The organism is Pseudomonas sp. NY15463, from assembly GCF_048068415.1.
GTDB lineage: Bacteria > Pseudomonadota > Gammaproteobacteria > Pseudomonadales > Pseudomonadaceae > Aquipseudomonas > Aquipseudomonas mosselii_C.
In genome coordinates this window covers 508,268-529,581 of the sequence record NZ_JBLUQD010000002.1, presented here as the reverse complement: position 1 = coordinate 529,581, position 21,314 = coordinate 508,268, and the positions used below count along the sequence as shown (strand labels likewise).

The 21,314-nt window shown below is 62.8% G+C and carries 17 protein-coding genes; 4 read left to right on the top strand and 13 right to left on the bottom strand.

The window, feature by feature from the left end; translation table 11 throughout:
- Nucleotides 1-82: 82 nt before the first annotated feature.
- Entirely contained in the window at nt 83-1,666 is a 1,584-nt protein-coding gene (locus ACNFIC_RS06620; protein ID WP_138218880.1) for a peptide chain release factor 3, read from the top strand.
- A gap of 361 nt (nt 1,667-2,027) precedes the next feature.
- On the opposite strand, the gene ACNFIC_RS06615 is transcribed toward ACNFIC_RS06620, so the two are convergent.
- From ACNFIC_RS06615 to ACNFIC_RS06600, 4 genes are all read right to left on the bottom strand, one after another.
- Nucleotides 2,028-3,107 (bottom strand): polyamine ABC transporter substrate-binding protein, encoded by a 1,080-nt coding sequence (locus tag ACNFIC_RS06615; RefSeq protein ID WP_138218879.1) that lies wholly within the window; start codon nt 3,105-3,107, stop codon nt 2,028-2,030.
- A gap of 52 nt (nt 3,108-3,159) precedes the next feature.
- Nucleotides 3,160-3,501 carry a cupin domain-containing protein gene (locus tag ACNFIC_RS06610; RefSeq protein ID WP_416780436.1) on the bottom strand — a complete coding sequence of 114 codons (342 nt, stop codon included), beginning with the start codon at nt 3,499-3,501 and terminating at the stop codon, nt 3,160-3,162.
- Nucleotides 3,502-3,532: 31 nt separating this feature from the next.
- Nucleotides 3,533-4,939, bottom strand: a complete 1,407-nt coding sequence (locus tag ACNFIC_RS06605; protein WP_138218877.1) for an NAD(P)/FAD-dependent oxidoreductase — start codon at nt 4,937-4,939, stop codon at nt 3,533-3,535.
- A 63-nt stretch (nt 4,940-5,002) separates the two neighbouring features.
- On the bottom strand, nt 5,003-5,803 hold the full coding sequence (locus tag ACNFIC_RS06600; protein ID WP_416780435.1) for a helix-turn-helix domain-containing protein: 801 nt from the start codon (nt 5,801-5,803) through the stop codon (nt 5,003-5,005).
- Nucleotides 5,804-6,017: 214 nt separating this feature from the next.
- Here ACNFIC_RS06600 and ACNFIC_RS06595 point away from each other — a divergent pair, with 214 nt between their 5' ends.
- A complete protein-coding gene (locus tag ACNFIC_RS06595; protein ID WP_416780433.1) occupies nt 6,018-6,917 on the top strand; it encodes a hypothetical protein in 900 nt (299 codons plus the stop codon).
- A 217-nt stretch (nt 6,918-7,134) separates the two neighbouring features.
- Here ACNFIC_RS06595 and ACNFIC_RS06590 read toward each other — a convergent pair whose 3' ends face one another.
- The 9 genes from ACNFIC_RS06590 to ACNFIC_RS06550 form a co-directional block, all read right to left on the bottom strand.
- The gene (locus tag ACNFIC_RS06590) at nt 7,135-8,103 is read right to left on the bottom strand and encodes a peptide ABC transporter ATP-binding protein (RefSeq protein ID WP_416780431.1); all 969 of its coding nucleotides are present in this window, start codon (nt 8,101-8,103) and stop codon (nt 7,135-7,137) included.
- A complete protein-coding gene (locus ACNFIC_RS06585) occupies nt 8,103-9,071 on the bottom strand; it encodes an ABC transporter ATP-binding protein (protein ID WP_138218873.1) in 969 nt (322 codons plus the stop codon). The genes ACNFIC_RS06590 and ACNFIC_RS06585 overlap by 1 nt, the downstream gene beginning before the upstream one ends.
- A 10-nt stretch (nt 9,072-9,081) precedes the next feature.
- Nucleotides 9,082-10,008 (bottom strand): ABC transporter permease subunit, encoded by a 927-nt coding sequence (locus ACNFIC_RS06580; protein ID WP_138218872.1) that lies wholly within the window; start codon nt 10,006-10,008, stop codon nt 9,082-9,084.
- A 10-nt stretch (nt 10,009-10,018) separates the two neighbouring features.
- Nucleotides 10,019-11,029, bottom strand: a complete 1,011-nt coding sequence (locus ACNFIC_RS06575) for an ABC transporter permease subunit (protein ID WP_138218871.1) — start codon at nt 11,027-11,029, stop codon at nt 10,019-10,021.
- Between the two features lie 76 nt (nt 11,030-11,105).
- Nucleotides 11,106-12,701 carry an ABC transporter substrate-binding protein gene (locus ACNFIC_RS06570; protein ID WP_138218870.1) on the bottom strand — a complete coding sequence of 532 codons (1,596 nt, stop codon included), beginning with the start codon at nt 12,699-12,701 and terminating at the stop codon, nt 11,106-11,108.
- A 71-nt stretch (nt 12,702-12,772) separates the two neighbouring features.
- On the bottom strand, nt 12,773-14,143 hold the full coding sequence (locus ACNFIC_RS06565) for an OprD family porin (protein ID WP_416780633.1): 1,371 nt from the start codon (nt 14,141-14,143) through the stop codon (nt 12,773-12,775).
- Nucleotides 14,144-14,396: 253 nt separating this feature from the next.
- Nucleotides 14,397-15,989 carry an ABC transporter substrate-binding protein gene (locus ACNFIC_RS06560; protein ID WP_416780428.1) on the bottom strand — a complete coding sequence of 531 codons (1,593 nt, stop codon included), beginning with the start codon at nt 15,987-15,989 and terminating at the stop codon, nt 14,397-14,399.
- Nucleotides 15,990-16,206: 217 nt separating this feature from the next.
- Nucleotides 16,207-17,832, bottom strand: a complete 1,626-nt coding sequence (locus ACNFIC_RS06555; protein ID WP_138218867.1) for an ABC transporter substrate-binding protein — start codon at nt 17,830-17,832, stop codon at nt 16,207-16,209.
- Nucleotides 17,833-18,139: 307 nt separating this feature from the next.
- A complete protein-coding gene (locus tag ACNFIC_RS06550) occupies nt 18,140-18,856 on the bottom strand; it encodes an SIMPL domain-containing protein (RefSeq protein WP_138218866.1) in 717 nt (238 codons plus the stop codon).
- 301 nt (nt 18,857-19,157) lie between these two features.
- Between ACNFIC_RS06550 and ACNFIC_RS06545 the strand changes: the two genes are divergently transcribed.
- Together ACNFIC_RS06545 and ACNFIC_RS06540 are read left to right on the top strand one after the other, a co-directional pair.
- Complete coding sequence (locus ACNFIC_RS06545; RefSeq protein ID WP_138218865.1) at nt 19,158-20,411, top strand: ATP-binding protein; 1,254 nt, start codon at nt 19,158-19,160, stop codon at nt 20,409-20,411.
- A 2-nt stretch (nt 20,412-20,413) separates the two neighbouring features.
- Nucleotides 20,414-20,974, top strand: a complete 561-nt coding sequence (locus ACNFIC_RS06540) for a response regulator transcription factor (RefSeq protein ID WP_138218864.1) — start codon at nt 20,414-20,416, stop codon at nt 20,972-20,974.
- Nucleotides 20,975-21,314 lie beyond the last annotated feature (340 nt).

Here is a 21,314-nt window from a genome sequence, read left to right as displayed (position 1 = left end):
CGCTGGTTCAGCCGATTTTGGTCCAGGCCCAAACTCAGGTATGATATCGCCCCTTTTTAATCCCCCAGTCAGGCGATTTCCCATGACCAACCAGGCCGCCGAAGTCGCGAAGCGCCGCACTTTCGCAATCATTTCCCACCCCGACGCCGGTAAGACCACCATCACCGAGAAGCTGTTGCTGATGGGCAAGGCGATCTCCGTCGCGGGTACCGTGAAGTCGCGCAAGTCCGACCGCCACGCCACCTCCGACTGGATGGAAATGGAGAAGCAGCGCGGTATCTCCATCACCACCTCGGTGATGCAGTTCCCGTACCGCGAGCACATGATCAACCTGCTCGACACCCCCGGCCACGAAGACTTCTCCGAAGACACCTACCGCACCCTGACTGCGGTGGACTCGGCGCTGATGGTGCTCGACGGCGGTAAGGGTGTAGAGCCGCGCACCATTGCCCTGATGGACGTTTGTCGTCTGCGTGATACGCCGATCGTCAGCTTCATCAACAAACTCGACCGTGACATCCGCGACCCGATCGAACTGCTCGATGAAATCGAAGCGGTCCTCAAGATCAAGGCCGCGCCGATCACCTGGCCAATTGGCTGCTACCGCGACTTCAAGGGCGTGTACCACCTGACCGGCGACTACATCGTGGTCTACACCCCCGGTCACGGCCACGAGCGCACCGAAGCCAAGATCATCCAGAAGCTGGACTCCGACGAGGCCCGCGCGCACTTGGGCGACCAGTACGATGGGTTCGTCGAGCAACTGGAACTGGTGCAGGGCGCCTGCCACGAGTTCAACCAGGACGAGTTCATCAACGGTCAGCTCACCCCGGTGTTCTTCGGTACTGCGCTGGGCAACTTCGGTGTCGACCATGTACTCGACGCGGTTGTCGACTGGGCGCCGCGCCCGTTGGGCCGCGTGGCCCACGAGCGCACCGTGGAGCCGGTCGAGGAGAAGTTCACAGGCTTCGTGTTCAAGATCCAGGCGAACATGGACCCGAAACACCGCGACCGCATCGCCTTCATGCGGATTTGCTCGGGCAAGTACGAGAAGGGCATGAAGATGCGCCACGTGCGCCTGAACAAGGACCTGCGCATCGGCGATGCGCTGACGTTCTTCTCTTCCGAGCGTGAGCAGCTGGAAGAGGCCTTCGCTGGCGACATCATCGGCCTGCACAACCACGGCACCATCCAGATCGGCGACACCTTCACCGAAGGCGAGGCGCTGGGCTTCACCGGTATCCCGCACTTCGCCCCGGAGCTGTTCCGCCGCGTGCGCCTGAAAGACCCACTCAAATCCAAGCAATTGCGCCAGGGCTTGCAGCAGTTGGCCGAAGAGGGTGCTACCCAGGTGTTCTTCCCTGAGCGCAGCAACGACATCATCCTGGGTGCGGTCGGTGTGCTGCAGTTCGACGTGGTCGCCAGCCGCCTGAAGGAAGAGTACAAGGTCGAGTGCGCCTATGAGCCGATCACCGTCTGGTCTGCCCGCTGGATCAGCTGCGACGACAAGAAGAAGCTCGAGGAATTCCAGAACAAGGCCATGGAAAACCTGGCCATCGACGGTGGTGGTCACCTGACCTACCTGGCGCCGACCCGGGTCAACCTGTCCTTGATGGAAGAGCGCTGGCCGGACATCAAGTTCCGCGCGACCCGCGAGCATCACTGACAGCCAGCGCGGTCCCTGTACATAGGAGCGGCCTTGTGTCGCGATGGGCTGCAAAGCAGCCCCCAAATTTGCTGCTCTTGCAGAGATCTTGGGGCTTCTTCGCAGCCCATCGCGGCACAAGGCCGTTCTCATAGAACTACACATAACTTGTTGATTTAGAAGGAATCTGTGGGAGCGGGCATGCCCGCGAACACCGGCAAAGCCGGTGCCATCCACCGAGTCGCCTGCTTCGCGGGCAAGTCGGGGCGCCGAACCGCCGCTCCCACAGGGTACGCGGAGCGCTTGCGAAATCAGTTCTCTGCGCGACAGCGCAGCCCAAAGGGCTGGGTGATCTCCTACAGGGGTGGTGTCATGCCTGAACTCAATTCCCGGCCTTGATGCTGGTCCAGATCCGCGTGCGAATGCGGTCGATCTTCGCCGGCATTGCTTCCAGGGCATACAGCTTGCCCATCACATCCTCGCTCGGATAAATCATCGTGTTGGCCTTCAGCGCCGGCTCAACCTTCGCATCCGCCGCCAGGTTGCCGTTGGCGTACTGCACGTGGTTGCTGATGTTGGCCATCGCGTCAGGGTCCAACAGGTAGTTCATGTAGGCGTAACCGGCCTTTTCGTCCGGCGCATCGACTGGCATGGCGACCATGTCGAACCACATCGGCGCGCCTTCCTTCGGGATCGAGTACCCCACCTTCACCCCGTTCTTCGCCTCCTCGGCGCGGTTCTTGGCCTGTAGCACATCACCCGAGAAACCCACCACGACACACACATCGCCATTGGCCAGGTCGCCGGTGTACTTGGATGAGTGGAAGTAGCTGATGTACGGGCGCACTTTCATCAGCAGCGCCTTGGCCTTGTCGTAGTCGGCCGGGTTCTGGCTGTGGTGTGGCAGGCCGAGATAGTGCAGGGCGATCGGCAGCAGCTCGGGGCCGTTGTCCAGCACCGCCACGCCGCAGCTCTTGAGCTTGCTCATGTACTCGGGCTTGAAGATCAGGTCCCAGGAATCCACCGGGGCGTCCTCGCCCAACACGGCCTTGACCTTGTCGATGTTGTAGCCGATACCGGTGCTACCCCACAGGTACGGGAAGCCATACTGGTTGCCGGGGTCGTTCACCTCCAGCGCCTTGAGCAGCACCGGATTGAGGTTCTTCCAGTTGGGCAATTGCGACTTGTCCAGCTTCTTCAGGGCCTTGCCCTGGATCTGCCGGGCCATGAAGTGGTTGGAGGGAAACACCACGTCATAGCCGGAATTGCCGGTCATCAGCTTGCCGTCGAGGGTCTCGTTGCTGTCGTACACGTCGTACGTCGGGTTGATGCCGGTGGCCTTCTGGAAGTTCTGCAGGGTGTCGGGGGCCACATAGCTGGACCAGTTATAGATCTTCACCGAGTCGGCGGCGCTGGCTACGCTGGCGGCCAGCATCAGGGGTGCGAGAAAGAGGGTACGCATGTCGGGGTTACCTTGCTTTGTCTGTTGTTATCGAAGGCAGGCGATCAGCGGATCAGAAAATCAGTACGTAACTCTTGCGCACGGTCTGCTGGATGTCCCAGATGCCGGTGCTGTTGGCCGGTAGCATCAGTGCGTCTCCGGCTTCTATGGTCAGTGGCTCGCCGCCGTCGGGAGTGAAGGTGCAGCGGCCCTTGATGAAGTGGCAGAACTCCTGTTGCACGATCTGCCGCCGCCAGCGGCCCGGGGTGCATTCCCAAATGCCGGTCTCGACCCCGTCGCTGCGCTCGACGCAGGTGACCGAAGTGACGGCGACCGGCTCGCCAAGGGGGACGGCGACAGGGTTGGAGCTGTCCAGCGTGATGCTGTCGGTGTGCTTGAACTGGGTGATGCGCATGACCGGTGTTTCCTGTGTGGTGGGCGGGAAGTTAGTGCATGAAGCCTTCCATGAAGTCGGCCAGCCCCGTGGCCAAGCGCCGCCGCCAAGGCGCGCTGGCTGGGTTGGCGAGGGTCCGGTCCTCGTTGACGAAGCTCTGGATGATCGCGTTGTAGCCCAGCCAGCGGCACGGTTCTGGCGGCCAGCTGGCCAGGCTCGCGACTGGGCGGTTGTCGTGCACCCACGGCTGCGCGGTGAGGGCGTTGTGTTGGCCAAGGATCAGCGCGGCGAGGGTGCGCCCGCCTAGGTTGCTGGCGCCTACGCCTTCACCGCCGTAGCCACCGGCCAGGGCGACGCCGCGCTGGCGGTCGCACAGCATGTGCGGGCGGAAGCGCCGGGCCATACCCAGGTTGCCGCCCCAGGAGTGGGTGATACGCACATGCTTGAGCTGCGGGAAGAGTTCGCCGAACAGGTAGCGGCGCAGTTCGATCTCGTGATGTTCGAGGTTGAAGTTTTCCCGCAACCGCCCGCCGAAGCGATAGCCGCCACGTGCGCCGAACACCAGGCGGTTGTCGGCGCTGCGTTGGCCATAGGTGACCTGGCGGCTGTTCTCGCTGAACGCCTGGCCCTGGCTCAGGCCAATCTGTTCCCAGGTGGACTCTGGCAGTGGCTCGGTGGCCACCAGCAGGCTTTGCACTGGCAACTGGTGGCGCCCCAGCGGCGGCAAGCTGGCGGCGTAGCCCTCGACGGCGGGCACGATCCAGTGGCTGCGGATGCGCGCCAGCGGCGTACGTACTTCACCTGTCTGCCAATCGAGCGCCGGGGTGTTCTCGTAGATCGTAACGCCTAGCGCCTCGACCGCCCGGGCCAGGCCGCGCACCAACTTGGCGGGCTGGAGGGTGGCGGTGTGCGGGCTGAAGACCGCGCCATAGGGGTTGCTGATGCGTAACTGGGCATCGAGCTGTTCGGGGCGCAGCCAGTGGTAGTCGTGTTCGGTCATGCCCTGGCGGTAGAGATCGTCCAGCCACGCGCGCAGGCTACGCTCCTGTTCGGGGTAACGGGCCGCGCAGTACAGCACTCCGCCCTTGCGGTAGTCGCAGTCGATGCCTTCGCGTTGCAACACGTGCTGGACTTCGTCGGGGGTGCCCTGCAACAGGTCGATACTGGCCCGGCGTTGCTGCGGCGAAAGGCTGGCGAGCAGGCGGTCTTCGCCCAGGATGTTGCCCATCAGCCAACCGCCGTTGCGCCCGGAGGCGCCGAAGCCTGCAATGTTCGCCTCGATCAGCGCGATGTTCAGTTGAGGGGCCTGGCGCTTGAGGTAGTACGCGGTCCACAGGCCCGTGTAGCCGGCACCGATGATGCACACGTCGAGGTCCAGGTCCTGGCGCAGGGCCGCACGCGCGCACAGCGGCTCGTCGAGCTGGTCCATCCACAGGCTGATCGTGCGCAGGGATTGCATCGGTCGTGCTCCACATCCGTCAAGGTCTGTGGGCGATCCTAGTGAAGCGTGGGGAAGGCTGTCTTACGTGCGTGCACGCAGGGAAATCTGCTTGAGATACGCCTTGGGCGTGACGCCGGTGTGCTCGCGAAAGGCTTTGTAGAACGCCGAAAGCGAGTTGAACCCGGCATCGAACGCCAGGGCGTCGATGGGCGCCTCGATGCGGTCGTCGTCGAGGCGGGCCATCAGGTGTTGCAGGCGGGCCTGGTTGACGTAGCGATAGAAGCTCTGGCCCAGCACCTGGTTGAGCAGGTAGGAGATCTGGTTACGGCTGTAGCCGCTTTCGTCGGCCACCTGTTGCAGATCCAGCTCCGGGTCCAGGTAGGGACGGCGGTTGTGGAAGTATTGCTCTAGGTCCTGGGCCATGGTCGACAGCTGCCGTGGCGACAGGCCCAGGCGGCTGGTGGCCGGGCGCAGTCCAGTGCCCGAGGCGCCTTTAGTGTCTTGGCGCACCAGCGTTGCGTACTCGTTGACCCGCCAGATAAGGCTGTCCTTGACGGTGATCGCTTCGCTCGACTGAAACGCCGCCAGGCCGTCGCCGCCCTGCACGGTTACCTGGTACTGGATGAAGGCGGTGCAGCCGTCGACGCGAATACGGTCGCTATGGACGATGTCCTCGCCGGCTTCATGGGGCAGGCAGGCGCGCACATAGTCGCGCAGTTGCGCATAGCCGAGTACGCGGTTCTGGAAGAAGTCGTGGTACTGCACATCCGGGTGAAACAGCGCCATCACACCGTCCAGGTCGCGATGCTTCCAGCACAGGTGGTAGCGCATGACGGTGTCGGCGGTGAGCGGGGTCTGGGCGCTGCTGTCAGGAAGTGTCATGCCTGGATCATGCCTTGGCGTCCGGGCGGCGACAAGAATGCAGAACACCTGATGGCAAACGGTGATTCGCGCATTTTGCACGGTCCTGTCTCTACGATCGTGGTTAACGTATTGATTTCAAAGGACGTCATTTTTCGTCACAACTGGCACAGGCACTGCAACGGTTAGCACGTGAAGGGATATCTCGCTAACAACTCATACAGGCGAACACATCATGATCACCTCTGCCGACTCTGTCGTTGTCGATAACCAAAGCCGTTCGGGCGTGTCCTGGGCGGCGATTTTCGCGGGTGCCGCTGCCGCTGCTGCCGCGTCGCTGATCCTCGTGGTCCTGGGGGCTGGCTTGGGCTTGGCGGCCACATCGCCGTGGGCTGACGAAGGGGCCAGCGCCAAGGCACTGGGCATCTCCACTATCGTCTGGTTGTTGCTCACGCAAATCATCGCATCAGGCCTTGGCGGTTATATCGCCGGGCGGTTGCGGGTGAAGTGGGCCAACCTGCATGGCGATGAGGTTTACTTCCGCGATACTGCCCACGGCTTCCTGTCCTGGGCCGTGGCGACCCTGGTTGCGGCAATGCTGGTGCTCGGAACCGCCGGCAACCTGATCGGCGCTGGCGCCAGCGCGGCATCCCAGGTGGTCACGGTCAGCGCTGCCGCTGGGGGCGCTGCGGCGGCGGGCAATCACAACGACTCGATGGGCTATTTCGTCGACAGCCTGTTCCGTAGTGAGGGGCCGGCTCCGGTCAGCGAGGATGCCGCCAACGGCGTGGCCGCGCGGATCCTTGCCAAAGGTGTCGCCAATGATGGAGCCCTGCCAGCAGAGGATTGTGCCTACCTGGCGCAGTTGGTGGCGCAACGTACTCGTTTGACCTTGCCAGAGGCCGAGGCGCGTGTGGATCAGGTCATGGCACAGGTACAGCAACTCAAAGTCCAAGCCAAGCAAGCGGCTGACAAGGCCGCCAGCGTGGCCGCCTGGACCGCGTTGTGGACCTTCGTTGCACTGCTTTGCGGCGCATTCTTCGCCAGCCTGGCTGCGCTGTTTGGCGGCCGTCTGCGTGACCGCGTGCAGTGGCTTGAAGGCGACTACGTAACCCATCGCACCATTCAACGTTAAGCAGGGAGAACCGATATGCGCTCGATTTTGCTGTGGATGCTTGGAGTACCTATCCCCGTGATTATCCTGATTGCAATTTTCATGCATTGACCGAGAAGGGCAGCTTCACGTAGCGCTGGCCATTCAGGGCTGCGTTGCAGCCCATCGCGGCACAAGGCCGCTCCTACAGCACGCTGTAAGAGCGGCCTTGTGCCGCGATCGGTTGTGCTGCGACTACCTAGAGAAACTGCTCGGCATAATGACAAGCCACCTGCCGCGTACTCACCTGCCGCAACACCGGCACTTCCTTGGCACAACGCTCGGTCGCATGCGGGCAGCGCTTGTGGAACGCGCAGCCATCCGGTGGATTCAGCGGGTTGGGCAGTTCACCGGCAATGCGGATCTTCGGCTTGAGCGGATCCGGGTGAATCGCCGGGGTCGCTGACAGCAGCGCTTGGGTGTAAGGGTGCAGGGGCTTGGCGTAGATATCCTCTTTAGGCCCCATCTCCGCAGGCCTGCCCAGATACATGACCAGCACGTCATCGGCCACATGACGGACCACGGCCAGGTTGTGGGAGATGAACACGTAAGCGGTGTTGAATGCCTTCTGCAAGTCCATGAACAGGTTCAGCACCTGTGCCTGGATCGACACGTCCAGCGCCGAGGTGGGTTCATCCGCCACCAGCACTTTCGGTTGCAGCATCATCGCGCGGGCCAGGGCAATGCGCTGGCGCTGGCCGCCCGAGAACATGTGCGGGTAGCGCTGGTAGTGCTCGGGACGCAGGCCCACCTGCTCCATCATCTTCTGCACCTTTTCACGGCGCTCGGCCTTGCTCAGCGAGGTGTTGATCAGCAACGGCTCGGCCAACTGGTCGCCGACCTTCTGGCGTGGGTTGAGCGAAGCGTAGGGGCTCTGGAAGACCATCTGCACGTCACGGCGTAGTTGCTTGCGTGCTTGCTTGTCGGCGCTATTGACCTCGATGCCGGCGATTTGCAGTGAGCCTGAGGAAGGCGCCTCGATCAGCGTGAGGGCGCGGGCCAGGGTCGACTTGCCACAGCCGGATTCGCCGACCACGGCCAGGGTCTTGCCGGCCTCCAGTTCGAACGATACGCCGTTGAGTGCGCGCACCAGGGCATGGCCCTTGAACAGGCCACGGGACACTTCATAGTGACGGGTCAGGTCACGGGCGGACAGTACGACGCTCATCACGCCACCTCCTGGTTGAGCGGGTAGAAGCACCGCGCGAGGCTATGAGCCTGGGGGGCGAGGGCTGGGCGCTGTTGACGGCAGTTGTCCTGCACGTACGGGCAGCGTGGCGACAGCAGGCAACCCTGCGGGCGGTCGTAGCGACCGGGGACGATGCCGGGCAGGGTGGCCAGGCGCTCGGCACCGAGGCTGTGCTCGGGAATGGCCGCAAGCAGCGCTTCGCTGTAGGGGTGGGCGGGGATCTCGAACAGCTCCGGCACCTGACCTACCTCCACGGCTTGGCCGGCGTACATTACGCACACGCGCTTGGCCGTTTCGGCGACCACTGCCAGGTCATGGGTGATCAGGATCAGCGCCATGTTGCGCTCTTTCTGCAGGTTCACCAGCAGCTCCATGATCTGCGCCTGGATGGTCACATCCAGCGCCGTGGTGGGTTCGTCGGCGATCAGCAGCTTGGGTTCACCGGCAATCGCCATGGCAATCGCCACGCGCTGGCTCATGCCACCAGAGAGCTGGTGCGGGTAGGCATCCAGGCGGCTTTCGGCAGCCGGGATTTCGACCTTCTTGAGCAGCTCCAGGGCGCGCTGGCGCGCGGCCTTGCCTTTGAGGCCCAGGTGCTGGCGCAGCACTTCTTCGATCTGGAAGCCCACGGTGTAGCTGGGGTTGAGCGCAGTCATCGGGTCCTGGAAGACCATCGCGATGTCCTTGCCAACGACCTTGCGCCGCTGGCGGCCGCTCAGCTTGAGCATGTCGGTGCCGGCGAAGTGCATGCGTTCGGCAGTGATACGTCCGGGGGCGTCGATCAGCCCCATCAGGGCCATCATGGTGACGGACTTGCCCGAGCCGGACTCGCCGACGATGGCGAGGATTTCGCCAGCATCCACCGTCAGGTCGAGGCCATCGACCACCGGCACGGCATGGGCGTCGCCGAAGCGCACGTCGAGCTTGTTGATTTCTAGCAGTGACATGGCGGTCTCCTCAGGCGGCGTTCTTGAGTTTCGGGTCCAGCGCGTCGCGCAGGCCGTCGCCCATCAGGTTGATTGCCAGCACACTGAGCAATATGGTCAGGCCGGGCAGGCTCACCACCCACCAGGCGCGTTCGATGTAGTCACGGGCCGAGGCCAGCATGGTGCCCCACTCAGGCGTCGGCGGTTGTACGCCGAGGCCCAGGAAGCCCAGCGCGGCGGCATCCAGGATCGCCGAGGAGAAACTGAGCGTGGCCTGCACGATCAGCGGCGCCATGCAGTTGGGTAGCACGGTGACGAACATCAGCCGCGGCAGGCCGGCGCCAGCCAGGCGGGCGGCGGTGACGTAGTCGCGGTTGAGTTCGCCCATCACCGCCGCGCGGGTCAGGCGCACGTAGGACGGCAGCGACACGATGGCGATGGCTATCACGGTATTGATCAGGCCAGGGCCGAGGATGGCGACGATCGCCACGGCCAGCAGCAGTGACGGCAAGGCCAGCATGACGTCCATCAGGCGCATGATCGACGGGCCCAGCAGGCGTGGGAAGAAACCGGCGAACAGGCCCAGCAGGATGCCAGGGATCAGCGACATCACCACCGAGGACAGGCCGATCAGCAGCGACAGACGTGCGCCTTGTATCAGCCGCGATAGCAGGTCACGGCCTAACTCGTCGGTGCCGAGGATGAACTGCCAGGTGCCGCCTTCGAGCCACACCGGTGGGGTAAGCAGAAAGTCGCGGTACTGCTCGCTAGGGTCATGCGGCGCGACCCAGGGGGCGAACAGCGCGCAGAACACGATCAGCAGCATGAAGGCAAGGCCGGCCACTGCGCCTTTGTTGCGCGAGAAGGCGTGCCAGAACTCTTTGTAGGGCGAGGGGTAGAGCAGGCTCTGGTCGACCACGCCGGTTGGGGTGACAGATTTTGCAATCGGGCTTGTCATGGCGTGGGCCTCAGCGCTGATGACGGATGCGAGGGTTGGCCAGGCCGTAGAGGATATCCACGACGAAGTTGACCAGGATCACCAGGCAGGCGATCAACAGGATGCCGTTCTGGACCACGGGGTAGTCACGCGCACCGATGGCTTCGATCAGCCATTTGCCGATGCCCGGCCAGGAGAAGATGGTTTCGGTGAGTACCGCACCGGCGAGCAGCGCGCCGACTTGCAGGCCGAACACCGTCAGCACCGGGATCAGCGCATTGCGCAGGCCGTGGACGAACACCACGCGGGCCGGTGACAGGCCCTTGGCGCGGGCGGTGCGGATATAGTCTTCGCGCAGCACTTCGAGCATCGAGGAGCGGGTCATACGGGCGATCACCGCCAGTGGAATGGTGCCCAGCACGATGGCTGGCAGGATCAGGTGCATCAGCGCATCCTTGAACGCACCGTCTTCATCGCTGAGCAGGGTGTCGATGAGCATGAAGCCGGTTTTCGGCTCGATGTCGTAGAGCAGGTCGATACGCCCGGACACTGGCGTCCAGCCCAGGCTCACCGAGAAGAACATGATCAGGATCAGGCCCCACCAGAAGATCGGCATCGAGTAGCCGGCCAACGAAATGCCCATCACCCCATGGTCGAACAGCGAGCCGCGCTTGAGTGCGGCAATCACGCCGGCCAACAGCCCGACGATGCCGGCGAACAAAAGGGCCGCCATGGCCAGTTCCAGGGTGGCCGGGAACAGCGTGGCGAACTCGCTCCAGACACTGGTGCGGGTGCGCAACGACTCGCCCAGGTCGCCCTTGGCGAGCTTGCCGATGTAGTCCAGGTACTGGACGGGCAGGGGTTTGTTCAGGCCCAGGCGCTCCATGGCCTGGGCGTGCATTTCGGGATCGACCCTGCGCTCGCCCATCATCACTTCCACCGGATCGCCGGGGATCAGGCGTATGAGCGCGAAGGTCAGCAAGGTGATACCGAAGAAGGTCGGGATCAACAGGCCCAGGCGCCGTGCAATAAAACTCAACATTGTCGGGGTTACCTCATCAGCCGTTGTACGGCGGTGCCGCCGGTGCCCGTATGGGGTGTCGGCGGTCGTTGTTGTTCTACTTCACCTTGGTGGTGGCGAAGTTGTTGTTGGTCAGGGGATTGATCACGTAGCCCTCCACGTTCTCGCGCATTGCGGTGAACATCTTGGGGTGGGCCATGCTGATCCAGGGCTGGTCCTCATCGTACACCGCCAAGGCCTCGCTATAGAGCCTTGCGCGTTCATCGTTGTCGATCACTTCGCGGGCACGGGTGATCAGCTCCTGGAACCTTGGATTGCACCAGCGGGCATAGTTCTCACCCGTCTTGGCCGCCTCGCAGCCGAGCAAGGGGGTGAGGAAGTTGTCCGGGTCACCGTTGTCGCCGGCCCAGCCTGTAGACACCAGGTCCGCCTCGCCGTTTTTCGCCCGACGCAGCATTTCGGCCCACTCCATCACGCGGATGTCCAGCCTCAGGCCGATCTTGGCAAGGTCGGCTTGGAGCATTTCGGCGGACAGGCGTGGGTTGGGGTTGGTCGGGCCGCCGCCGTTGCGGGTGAACAGGGTGAGCACCGCGCCGTCAGGGACGCCTGCCTCCTTGAGTAGGGCGCGGGCTTTGGCCAGGTCGTAGGGTGGGCTCTGGTTCCGGGTGTTGTAGCCGATCATCGTGGGTGGATACGGATTCACCGCCACCAACGCATTGCCTTTGCCGAACAGTTGGTCGACGTGGGTCTGACGGTCGAAGGCCATGTTGATCGCCCGACGCACGCGCGCATCGCTCAGGTACTTGTGCTGGGTGTTCATCGCGATGTAGCCGGTCACCAGCGCTTCGATCTCAGCGACTTTCAGCGTGGGGTCGGCCTTGATCGCCGGCACATCGTCCGGCTTGGGGTACAGCGCCACCTGGCATTCGTTGGCGCGTAGCTTTTGCAAGCGTACGTTGTTGTCGGTGGCGATGGCGAAGACCAGCGTGTCGCTGGGCGGCTTACCACGGAAGTAGTCAGGGTTGGCCTTGTAGCGAACCTGGGCGTCCTTGTTGTAGCGCTGGAAGATGAACGGGCCGGTGCCTATTGGCTTGCTGTTGAGGTCGGCGGTGTTGCCAGCCTTGAGCAACTGGTCGGCATATTCGGCCGAATAGATCGAGGTGAAGGCCATGGCCATGTCACGCAGGAACGGCGCTTCGGGGCGGGTGAGGGTGATGACCACGGTATGCTCGTCGGTTTTCTCCACCGACTTGAGCAGGTCCTTGAAGGCCATGCTCTCGAAGTACGGGTAGCCAACGCTGGTCTTGGCGTGCCACGGGTGATCGGTGCGCAACTGGCGATTCAGGCTCCACAGCACGTCGTCGGCGTTGAGCGTGCGGGTGGGCTTGAAGTAGTCGGTGGTGTGAAACTTTACCCCTTCGCGCAGGTGGAAGGTGTAGGTCAGCCCGTCGGGGCTGATGTCCCAATGCGTCGCCAGGGCCGGCTCGATGTCGGTGGTCCCGGGCTTGAAGTCCACCAGGCGATTGAAGATGGTCTCGGCCGAGGCGTCGGCGGTCACGGCGGTGGTGTATTGCACGATGTCGAAGCCTTCGGGGCTCGCCTCGGTGCACACCACCAGCGGCCTTGCCGCCAGGTTCGACGCCGCGCCCAGGATGAGCGCCGCCAGGGCGGCGCGTAGCGGTAGCGATTTCATGGAACCTCCCTGCAGTGATTGTTCCAGCGTAGCTGCCCCGACCCGCCCAAGGCGGGCCAGGGCGCCGACGGTCAGAGGATGTTGAATGGAATGGTGGTGACGATACGCAGCTCGTCCAGGCTGCCGTCGGCCTGGGCCTTGCTGGCGCGGTGCGCGGTGTAGGTGGCGCGGATGCTGGTGTCTTTCAGCGGCCCGCTCTGTACCGCGTAGCTGGTGCCGATGCCCCACTCGTAGTGGGTCTCGCCATCCATGCCGCGCACGTTGTAAGCGTTACCCTGGTAGTGGGTGCCGTCGATGCCCCAGCCGCGTGCGTTGTACAGGTTGAACTTCAGGCCTGGCACGCCGTAGGCCGCCATGTTCAGCACGTAGCTGATCTGCAGGGACTTTTCGTTCGGGCCGTTGAAGTCCGATAGCAGCGAGTTGGCCAGGTAAATGCCGTTGGTCTCGTGCAGGTAGTCGAAGTATTCATTGCCGTTGACCTGCTGCCAGGAGGCGCTGAGGGTGTGAGCCTGGTGCGTCAGGCCGAACGACAGGCTGTAGGTGTCGTTGTCGATCTGGCCCATTTTCTGGCTGCCTGCGTCCACGGTCTTGTAGTAGTTCAGGCCGGTGGTCAGGCTCAGCACCGCACTGTCGCCCAGCACGTGGTTGGCGCCGAAGTAGTACTGGTTCCAGAAATCCTCGACCTTGGTGGCGTAGAGGCTGGTGGTCAGGCTCTTGAGCGGCTGGTAGTTCAGGCCAACGGTGCTGGCGCGGTCGGTTTCCACGCCGGTCGCGCCATATTCGCTGCGGAACTTGCTCAGGCTCTGCTCGGTACGTGGCGAGACGCGGTCGAATGTGCCCAGGTCGAACGACAGGTTGTCGAACTCGGCGCTGTGCAGGAACGCGCCTTGGAAGCTCGACGGCAGGGCGCGGTTGCCAATGTAGGCGATCATTGGCGTATCGACCGACTGGCGGCCGAGGGTCAGGGTGGTGTTGGAGACCCGTGCCTTGACGTTGCCCAGGCCCATCTTGCTCCACTGGCCGATCACATCGCCGTCGCTGTGGGTCAGGGTGCGGTTGTTCGGACCGGCGACCGCAGCACGGCCGCGCTCGAGGGCGATGGCGTTGTAGGCAGCGGCTTCGACGGCAAAGCCCACGGTGCCCTGGGTGAAGCCCGAGCTGTAGTCGAGGATGGTGCCTTGCAGCCAGTTGTCACGGCTGTGGGTGGCACGGCGGGTGCCATCGCCTTTGGTGTGGTTGAACAGCGGTGCGCGGGTGGCGCGTTCGCGGGCGTACCAGTTGCGGGTGCTGCCCGACAGGCTCTGGCCATCGATGAAACCCTTGGCCTCGGCCTGCTCGTTGCCTGGCTTGAGGGTGATCGGGACGAAGTCCTGACTTTGCGTCTCGGCCTGGGCCAGGCTGCTGCATGCGCCGATGGCCAGTGCCAGCGCGGTGGTTGTCATGGTTTTCAACGTTGAAGCTCCCTTTGACTCTTTTAGTTATGCCCGTGCCTTGTGAGCGCGGGAGTTGTGCGGTACTGCGTGGGGGTGTTGCCAGGGTTCGCCCGGGATCGCCGGGCCAATTCGGGGATGTGTGTAGCGCGTGTCGGCCTCTTCGCGGGTGAACCCGCTCCCACAGGTGCGATGCGAATCTCACGACCTGCACTGAACCTGTGGGAGCGGGTTTACCCGCGAAGAGGCCCTTGAGGGTTGGGCATCAATCGATGCTCACATCGGAAAACACGTTGCGTCCGAAGGGGCTGACCTTGAAACCCTCGACCTTGACGCTCAGCGGTTGATTGACCGTGGAGTGGGCCACCGGGGTAATCGGCACCTGCTGCTTGAGGCGCTGCTGGGCCTGTTGGTAGAGCGCTATACGCTGTTCCCGGTCTGTGACCCGCTTGGCCTGCTTGACCAGGGAGTCGTACTCACGGTCGCACCACAGTGAGTAGTTGTTGCTGCCGATGGCATCGCAGCTGTAGAGCGTGCCGAGCCAGTTGTCCGGGTCGCCGTTGTCGCCGGTCCAGCCGATCAGGGCGATGTCGTGCTCGCCGCTCTTCATGCGCTTGAGGTACTCGCCCCATTCGTAGCTGACGATGCGCACCTTCAAGCCCAGCTTGCTCCAGTCCGCCTGGAGCATTTCGGCCATGAGCTTGGCGTTGGGGTTGTAAGGGCGTTGTACCGGCATCGCCCAGAGCGTGACCTCGGTGCCCGGCTTGACCCCAGCCTGTTGCAACAGTTGCTTGGCTTTTTCCGGGTTGTATGGGGCGTCCTTGAGGGTGTCGTCATAGGACCATTGGGTGGGCGGCATGGCGTTGACTGCTGCTTGCCCGGAGTCCTGGTACACCGCCTGGATGATCGCCGGCTTGTTCACCGCCATGTCCATGGCCTGGCGCACGTCGAGGCGGTCGAAAGGCGGGTGCTGGGTGTTGTAGGCGATGTAGCCTAGGTTGAAGCCGGGCTGTTGCAGCACTTGCAGGGTCTTGTCCTGGCGCAGCGCGGCGAGGTCGGCAGGGCGTGGGTGCAGCGTGACCTGGCATTCGTTGCGGCGCAGTTTCTGGATGCGCACCGAGGGGTCGATGTTGATCGAGAACACCAGGTTGTCGAGCTTTACCCGTTCTGGCGCCCAGTATTGCGTGTTGCCCTTGTAGCGGATCTGCGAGTCCTTCTGGTAACGCTGGAACACGAATGGGCCGGTGCCGATCGGGCGCTGGTTGATGTCGCTGGGCTTGCCGTTGGCCAGCAGGTGATCGGCGTACTCGGCGGAAAGGATCGAGGCGAACGCCATGGCCAGGTTCTGGATGAACGCGGCGTCGACATGCTCGAGGGTGAATACCACACTGAGCGGGCCGGTCTTCTCGATGCGGGCGATGTTCTTGTCCAGGCCCATGCTGACGAAGTAGGGAAACTCGGTGGGGTAGGCCTGGCGGAACGGGTGCTGCTTGTCGAGCATGCGGTTGAAGGTGAACAGCACGTCGTCGGCGTTGAACTCACGGCTGGGGGTGAAGGCCTGATTGGCATGGAACTTCACCCCAGGGCGCAGGTGAAAGGTGTAGCGCAGGCCATCTTCGGAGACCTCCCAGTGGGTCGCCAGCGCCGGCTGCACGGCGGTGCCGCCGCGCTCGAACTCGACCAAACGGTTGTACAGTGGCTCGGCGGCATCGTTGTCGGTGGCCGAGGTGTACTGGGCGGTGTCGAACCCCGCCGGGCTGCCTTCGGAACAGAACACCAGGCTGTTGGCCTGGCTCGAGGTGGCTTGGCCGAGCAGGCCAAGTGCGATCAGGGTGGTGCACAGTGTCGTGGTGCGCATGGCAGGTCCTTTGTCCATATCGTCTGGGGCCGCGATGGCTAAAACGCGGCTGCAAGTGGCCTGTCCTGACGATAGGGACGTCAGGACAAGGCAACCAGTGACCGGGAGCTGATAGGGGGGAGAGGGTTTTCCGACAGATTTGCAGGAAATGCCCTACCCATAGCTCGGACGGTTAATCACCCTGCCGACTAACGTCGCGGCAGGGTGGTGCTCACCGTCACTTGGCTACGCTGACCCCATAGAAGGCGTTCAGGCCGAATGGACTGATCTTGAAGTCCTTCACGGACGTGCTCATGGGTTGATACACGGTGGAGTGTGCGATCGGGGTGATCGGCACCTGTTCCTTGAGGATGTGCTGGGCCTTTTGGTACAGCTCGATGCGCTTGGCCTGGTCGGAGGTGGCCTTGGCCTGCTTGATCAGGTCGTCGTAGGGCTTGTAGCACCACTTGGAGAAGTTGTTGCCTTGCAGTGCATCGCAACCGTAGAGGGTACCCAGCCAGTTGTCCGGGTCACCGTTGTCGCCGCTCCAGCCGATCAGCATGGCGCCTTGCTCGCCGGCCTTGGAGCGCTTGATGTACTCGCCCCACTCGTAGCTGACGATCTTGGCCTTGATGCCGATCTTGGCCCAGTCGGACTGAAGCATCTCGGCCATCAGCTTGGCGTTGGGGTTGTAGGGGCGCTGTACCGGCATGGCCCATAGGGTGATCTCGGTACCCTCCTTGATGCCGGCTTCCTTGAGCAGTTGCCTGGCTTTCTCGGGGTCGTACTTGGCGTCCTTGATCGAGGTGTCGTAGGACCATTGGGTGGGCGGCATGGCGTTGACCGCCAACTGGCCGGCACCCTGGTACACCGATTCGATGATCTGCTGCTTGTTCACCGCCATGTCCAGGGCCTGGCGCACCTTGAGCTGGGCCATGGGGTTGGGCTGGCTTTCGCCCTTGATTGTGTCCATGACGTTGTAGGCGATGTAGCCAAGGTTGAAGCCGGCCTGCTCGGGCATCTGCAGCTTCTTGTCCTGCTTGAGCGGCTCGATGTCGGCTGGGCGCGGGAACAAGGTGACCTGGCACTCGTTCTTCTTGAGCTTCTGCATGCGCACCGAGGCGTCGGTGCTGATGGCGAAGATCAGGTTGTCGATCTTCACGTCATCGGGATTCCAGTAGTCCTTGTTGCCCTTGTAGCGGATCTGGGCATCCTTCTGGTACTTGCTGAACACGAACGGCCCAGTGCCGATGGGTTTCTGGTTGATGTCGGCGGCTTTGCCTTGCTTGAGCAGTTGCTCGGCGTACTCGGCGGACTGGATCGAGGCGAAGCTCATGGCAAGGTTCTGGATGAAGGCGGCATCCACCTCGTTCAGGGTGAAGCGCACGGTATGCGCGTCGACCTTCTCGATATGCGCGATGTTCTTATCCATGCCCATATCGGTGAAGTACGGGAACTCGGTGGGGTATGCCTTACGGAACGGGTGGTCCTTGTCGAGCATGCGTTCGAAGGTGAACAGCACGTCGTCGGCGTTGAAGGTGCGGGTGGGCTTGAAGTAGTCGGTGGTGTGGAACTTGACCCCGTCGCGCAGGTGGAACGTGTAGGTCTTGCCGTCTTCGGAGACTTCCCAGCGGGTGGCCAGGCCGGGAATCACCGCAGTGCCGCCCCGTTCGAACTGGGTCAGACGGTTGAAAATGGTTTCGGCGGAGGCGTCGAAGTCGGTTCCGGTGGTGTACTGCCCTGGGTCGAAACCGGCCGGGCTGCCTTCTGAGCAGAACACCAGGTTGGACGCGGCGAGGGCGGAAGGTGCGCCAGCTAGCAAGCCTGCGCCGACCAGAAACGGAATGACTGCGTGTTTGAGCATGGTGGCCTCATTGTTTTCATTTTTTGAATTGAGGCGGCCTCGTGAGCCGACCTGCGGAAACTTATGCAGGGGGCATTCCCATTGCAACAGGCAACTGCCAGGTTGAAGGGTAAAAGTGGCACGACAGTACATGAATGTCGCATTCGTATAATTTTTGCGGATGTTGAACGTTTGCGCAGTAAAAATAAGCTAGTTTTTCAGCATGTTTCGCGAAGAGAGTGATGGCAAGATGCCCCCGAAATGGGCGTAGGAAAGGTCTGAAACTGTTGTACGAGGCGGATTGCACCGCCTCGCAGTCGGGTGGGGGTCAGGGCATCTGGACTTCGATCAGGCCATCGGCGCTCATGCTGACTTCGCTGGTGCCCGCTTCGATATCAGGCGCAGGTGCCGCTTCGTCGGCAGCCTTGGCCATCATCGCCATCGGGGCGCTGCGCAGGTACGGGCGTGGGTAGCCGCTGCTGTTCAGGTTCAGGCTGACCACCTTGTAGCCGTTGCCACCGAGGGCCTCGGTGGCCAGTTGCGCGCGAGCCTTGAAGGCGGCCACGGCGTCCTTGAGCAGTTCGTCTTCGCTGGCCTTGCGCGTGGATGGGGCAATCGAGAAGTCCATGCCGCCCATCTTCAAGTCCTGCAGCAGTTCGCCGGTGAGGTTGGACAGGGCAGGGAAGTCGGCGCTTTCCAGCCGCAGTTCGGCACGCTCGCGCCAGCCTGTGATCTTCTGGCCTTTGCTGTCGTAGATCGGGTAGCTATTGCGGCTGCCCTGGCTGATCTTCACGTCCTTGACCGCGCGCGCCTGTTGAACGGCTTTGTTCAGGGTCTCGGTGATCTGCTTGGCCAGTTTGCCCGCATCGGTGTTCTGCGCTTCGCTGTACAGCGTGACTACCATCAGGTCGCGGGCGACTTCCTTGCTGACTTCGGCGCGCAGCGAAACCTGGTTGTAGCGCGGCTCGTCAGCAGCCAGGGCCGGCAGGCTGGCCAGCAGGCCACAGGACAGGGCGAACGCGGCACCGCGACGTGAAATGTGCATGTGTAGCTCCTTGGCAAATAGAGGGCGTGGCGAAGCAGTGCGTGCCACGCATGGCCGATCTGACCGGGGACATTTTAGGCAGTTCAAAGCTTCAAGCTTCAAACTGCAAGAAAGTATGTAGACGAACCCAAGGCCGATGTAACCTGTCCTGGCGTCGGACGGGTTATGCCAGATACCGTGATCAGCTTGCAGCTCGTCTCTAGAAGCTTAGCGGTGTGGCGCTTTGCCGCATCGCAGCAGCGAGGCGCCTGGCTTCGGTATACTTCAGCCGATTTTCCTGAAGCACTCATCGGGAGAGCGCATGCTCGCCGCCGTACACCCGCTTTCCGCGACCCGCCAGAATCTCTGGCGCCTGACCTTTATCCGCATCCTTGTGCTGGCCGCCCAGGCAGGCTCGGTGGGGGTCGCCTACTGGACCGAACTGCTACCGCTGCCCTGGCTTTCGCTGGCGGTCACGCTGGCCTTGTCTTCGCTGCTATGTGCGTTCACCGCGCTGCGCCTGCGCCTGTCGCTGCCAGTCACCGAGACCGAATACGCCCTGCAATTGGCCTGCGATCTGCTGATCCACAGCGCGTTGCTTTACTACACTGGCGGCTCGACCAACCCGTTCGTCTCCTACTACCTGGTGCCGCTGGCGATCGCCGCAGTCACTCTGCCGTGGCTCTACTCGCTGGTGCTCTCGGGCATCGCCCTGGTGGCCTACAGCCTGCTGCTGGTGCAGTTCTACCCGCTGGAGACGCTGCCGCTGGCCCGCGACACCATGCAGGTGTACGGCATGTGGTTGAGTATCGCCCTGGCAGCGGCGGTGATTACCTTCTTTGCCGCGCGCATGGCCGAGGAGCTGCGCCGCCAGGAGCACCTGCGCGCCGAGCGCCGTGAAGAAAGCCTGCGCGACGAGCAACTGCTGGCCGTGGCGACCCAAGCCGCAGGCGCAGCCCACGAACTGGGCACGCCACTGGCGACCATGAGTGTGTTGCTCAACGAGATGCGCCAAGATCACCCCGACCCGCTGTTGCAGGAAGACCTGCAAATCCTTCAGGACCAGGTCAAGCTGTGCAAAGAGACGTTGCAGCAGTTGGTGCGCGCCGCCGAGGCTAATCGTCGGCTGGCGATTGTCGAGCAGGATGTCACTGCCTGGCTCGACGAAGCGCTCAACCGTTGGCACTTGATGCGTCCCGAGGCCAGCTACCGCTTCCAGCGCCTGCGCGATGGCGAGGTGCCGCGGCTGAGCCCGCCGCCGGACCTGACCCAGGCGCTGCTGAATTTGCTGAACAACGCCGCCGATGCCTGCCCGGACGATCTTCAGGTTCAGTTGGACTGGACGTCCCAGGACATTCTCATCAGTATCCGCGACCACGGACCGGGCGTACCGCCAGCGATCGCCGAGGCTATCGGCAAACCTTTCATTACCACCAAGGGCAAAGGCTTCGGCCTGGGCCTGTTCTTGAGCAAGGCCAGCGTGACCCGTGCGGGCGGTTCGGTGAAACTCTATAGTCACGAGCAGGGCGGCACCCTGACCGAATTGCGCCTGCCCCATGGCAAGCGAGGAGATTAACGATGAGCGAAGAAAACCAGGTCGACGGCGAAGAACTACCGCACCTGTTGCTGGTGGACGATGACGCCACTTTCACCCGCGTGATGGCACGCGCCATGAGCCGTCGAGGTTTTCGCGTGAGCACCGCAGGCTCCGCCGAAGAAGGCCTGAAACTGGCCGAACAGGACCTGCCGGACTACGCCACGCTGGACTTGAAAATGGAAGGCGATTCGGGTTTGGTCTTGCTGCCCAAGCTGTTGGAGCTCGACCCCGAGATGCGCGTGGTGATTCTCACCGGCTATTCGAGCATCGCCACGGCAGTGGAGGCGGTCAAGCGCGGCGCCTGCAACTACCTGTGCAAGCCCGCAGACGCCGACGACGTACTGGCGGCATTACTCTCGGAGCATACCGACCTGGACACCCTGGTGCCGGAGAACCCGATGTCGGTTGACCGCCTACAGTGGGAACACATCCAACGCGTGCTGGGCGAGCACGAAGGCAACATTTCCGCCACTGCGCGGGCGTTGGGCATGCACCGGCGTACTCTGCAGCGCAAGTTGCAGAAGCGCCCGGTTCGTCGCTGATACACATTACTTGTTGATTTAAAACGGTTTCTGTAGGAGATCACCCAGCCCTTTGGGCTGCGCTGTCGCGCAGAGAACTGATTTCGCAAGCGCTCCGCGTACCCTGTGGGAGCGGCGGTTCGGCGCCCCGACTTGCCCGCGAAGCAGGCGACTCGGTGGATGGCACCGGCTTTGCCGGTGTTCGCGGGCAAGCCCGCTCCCACAGATTCCTTCTAAATCAACAAGTTATGTGTAGTTCTATGAGAGCAGCCTTGTGCCGCGAATGGGCTGTACAAGGCCGCTCCTACGCAGGACACGCCTTACTGACGCGATAAGGCCATAAGTGGCATAAACAGCGTTA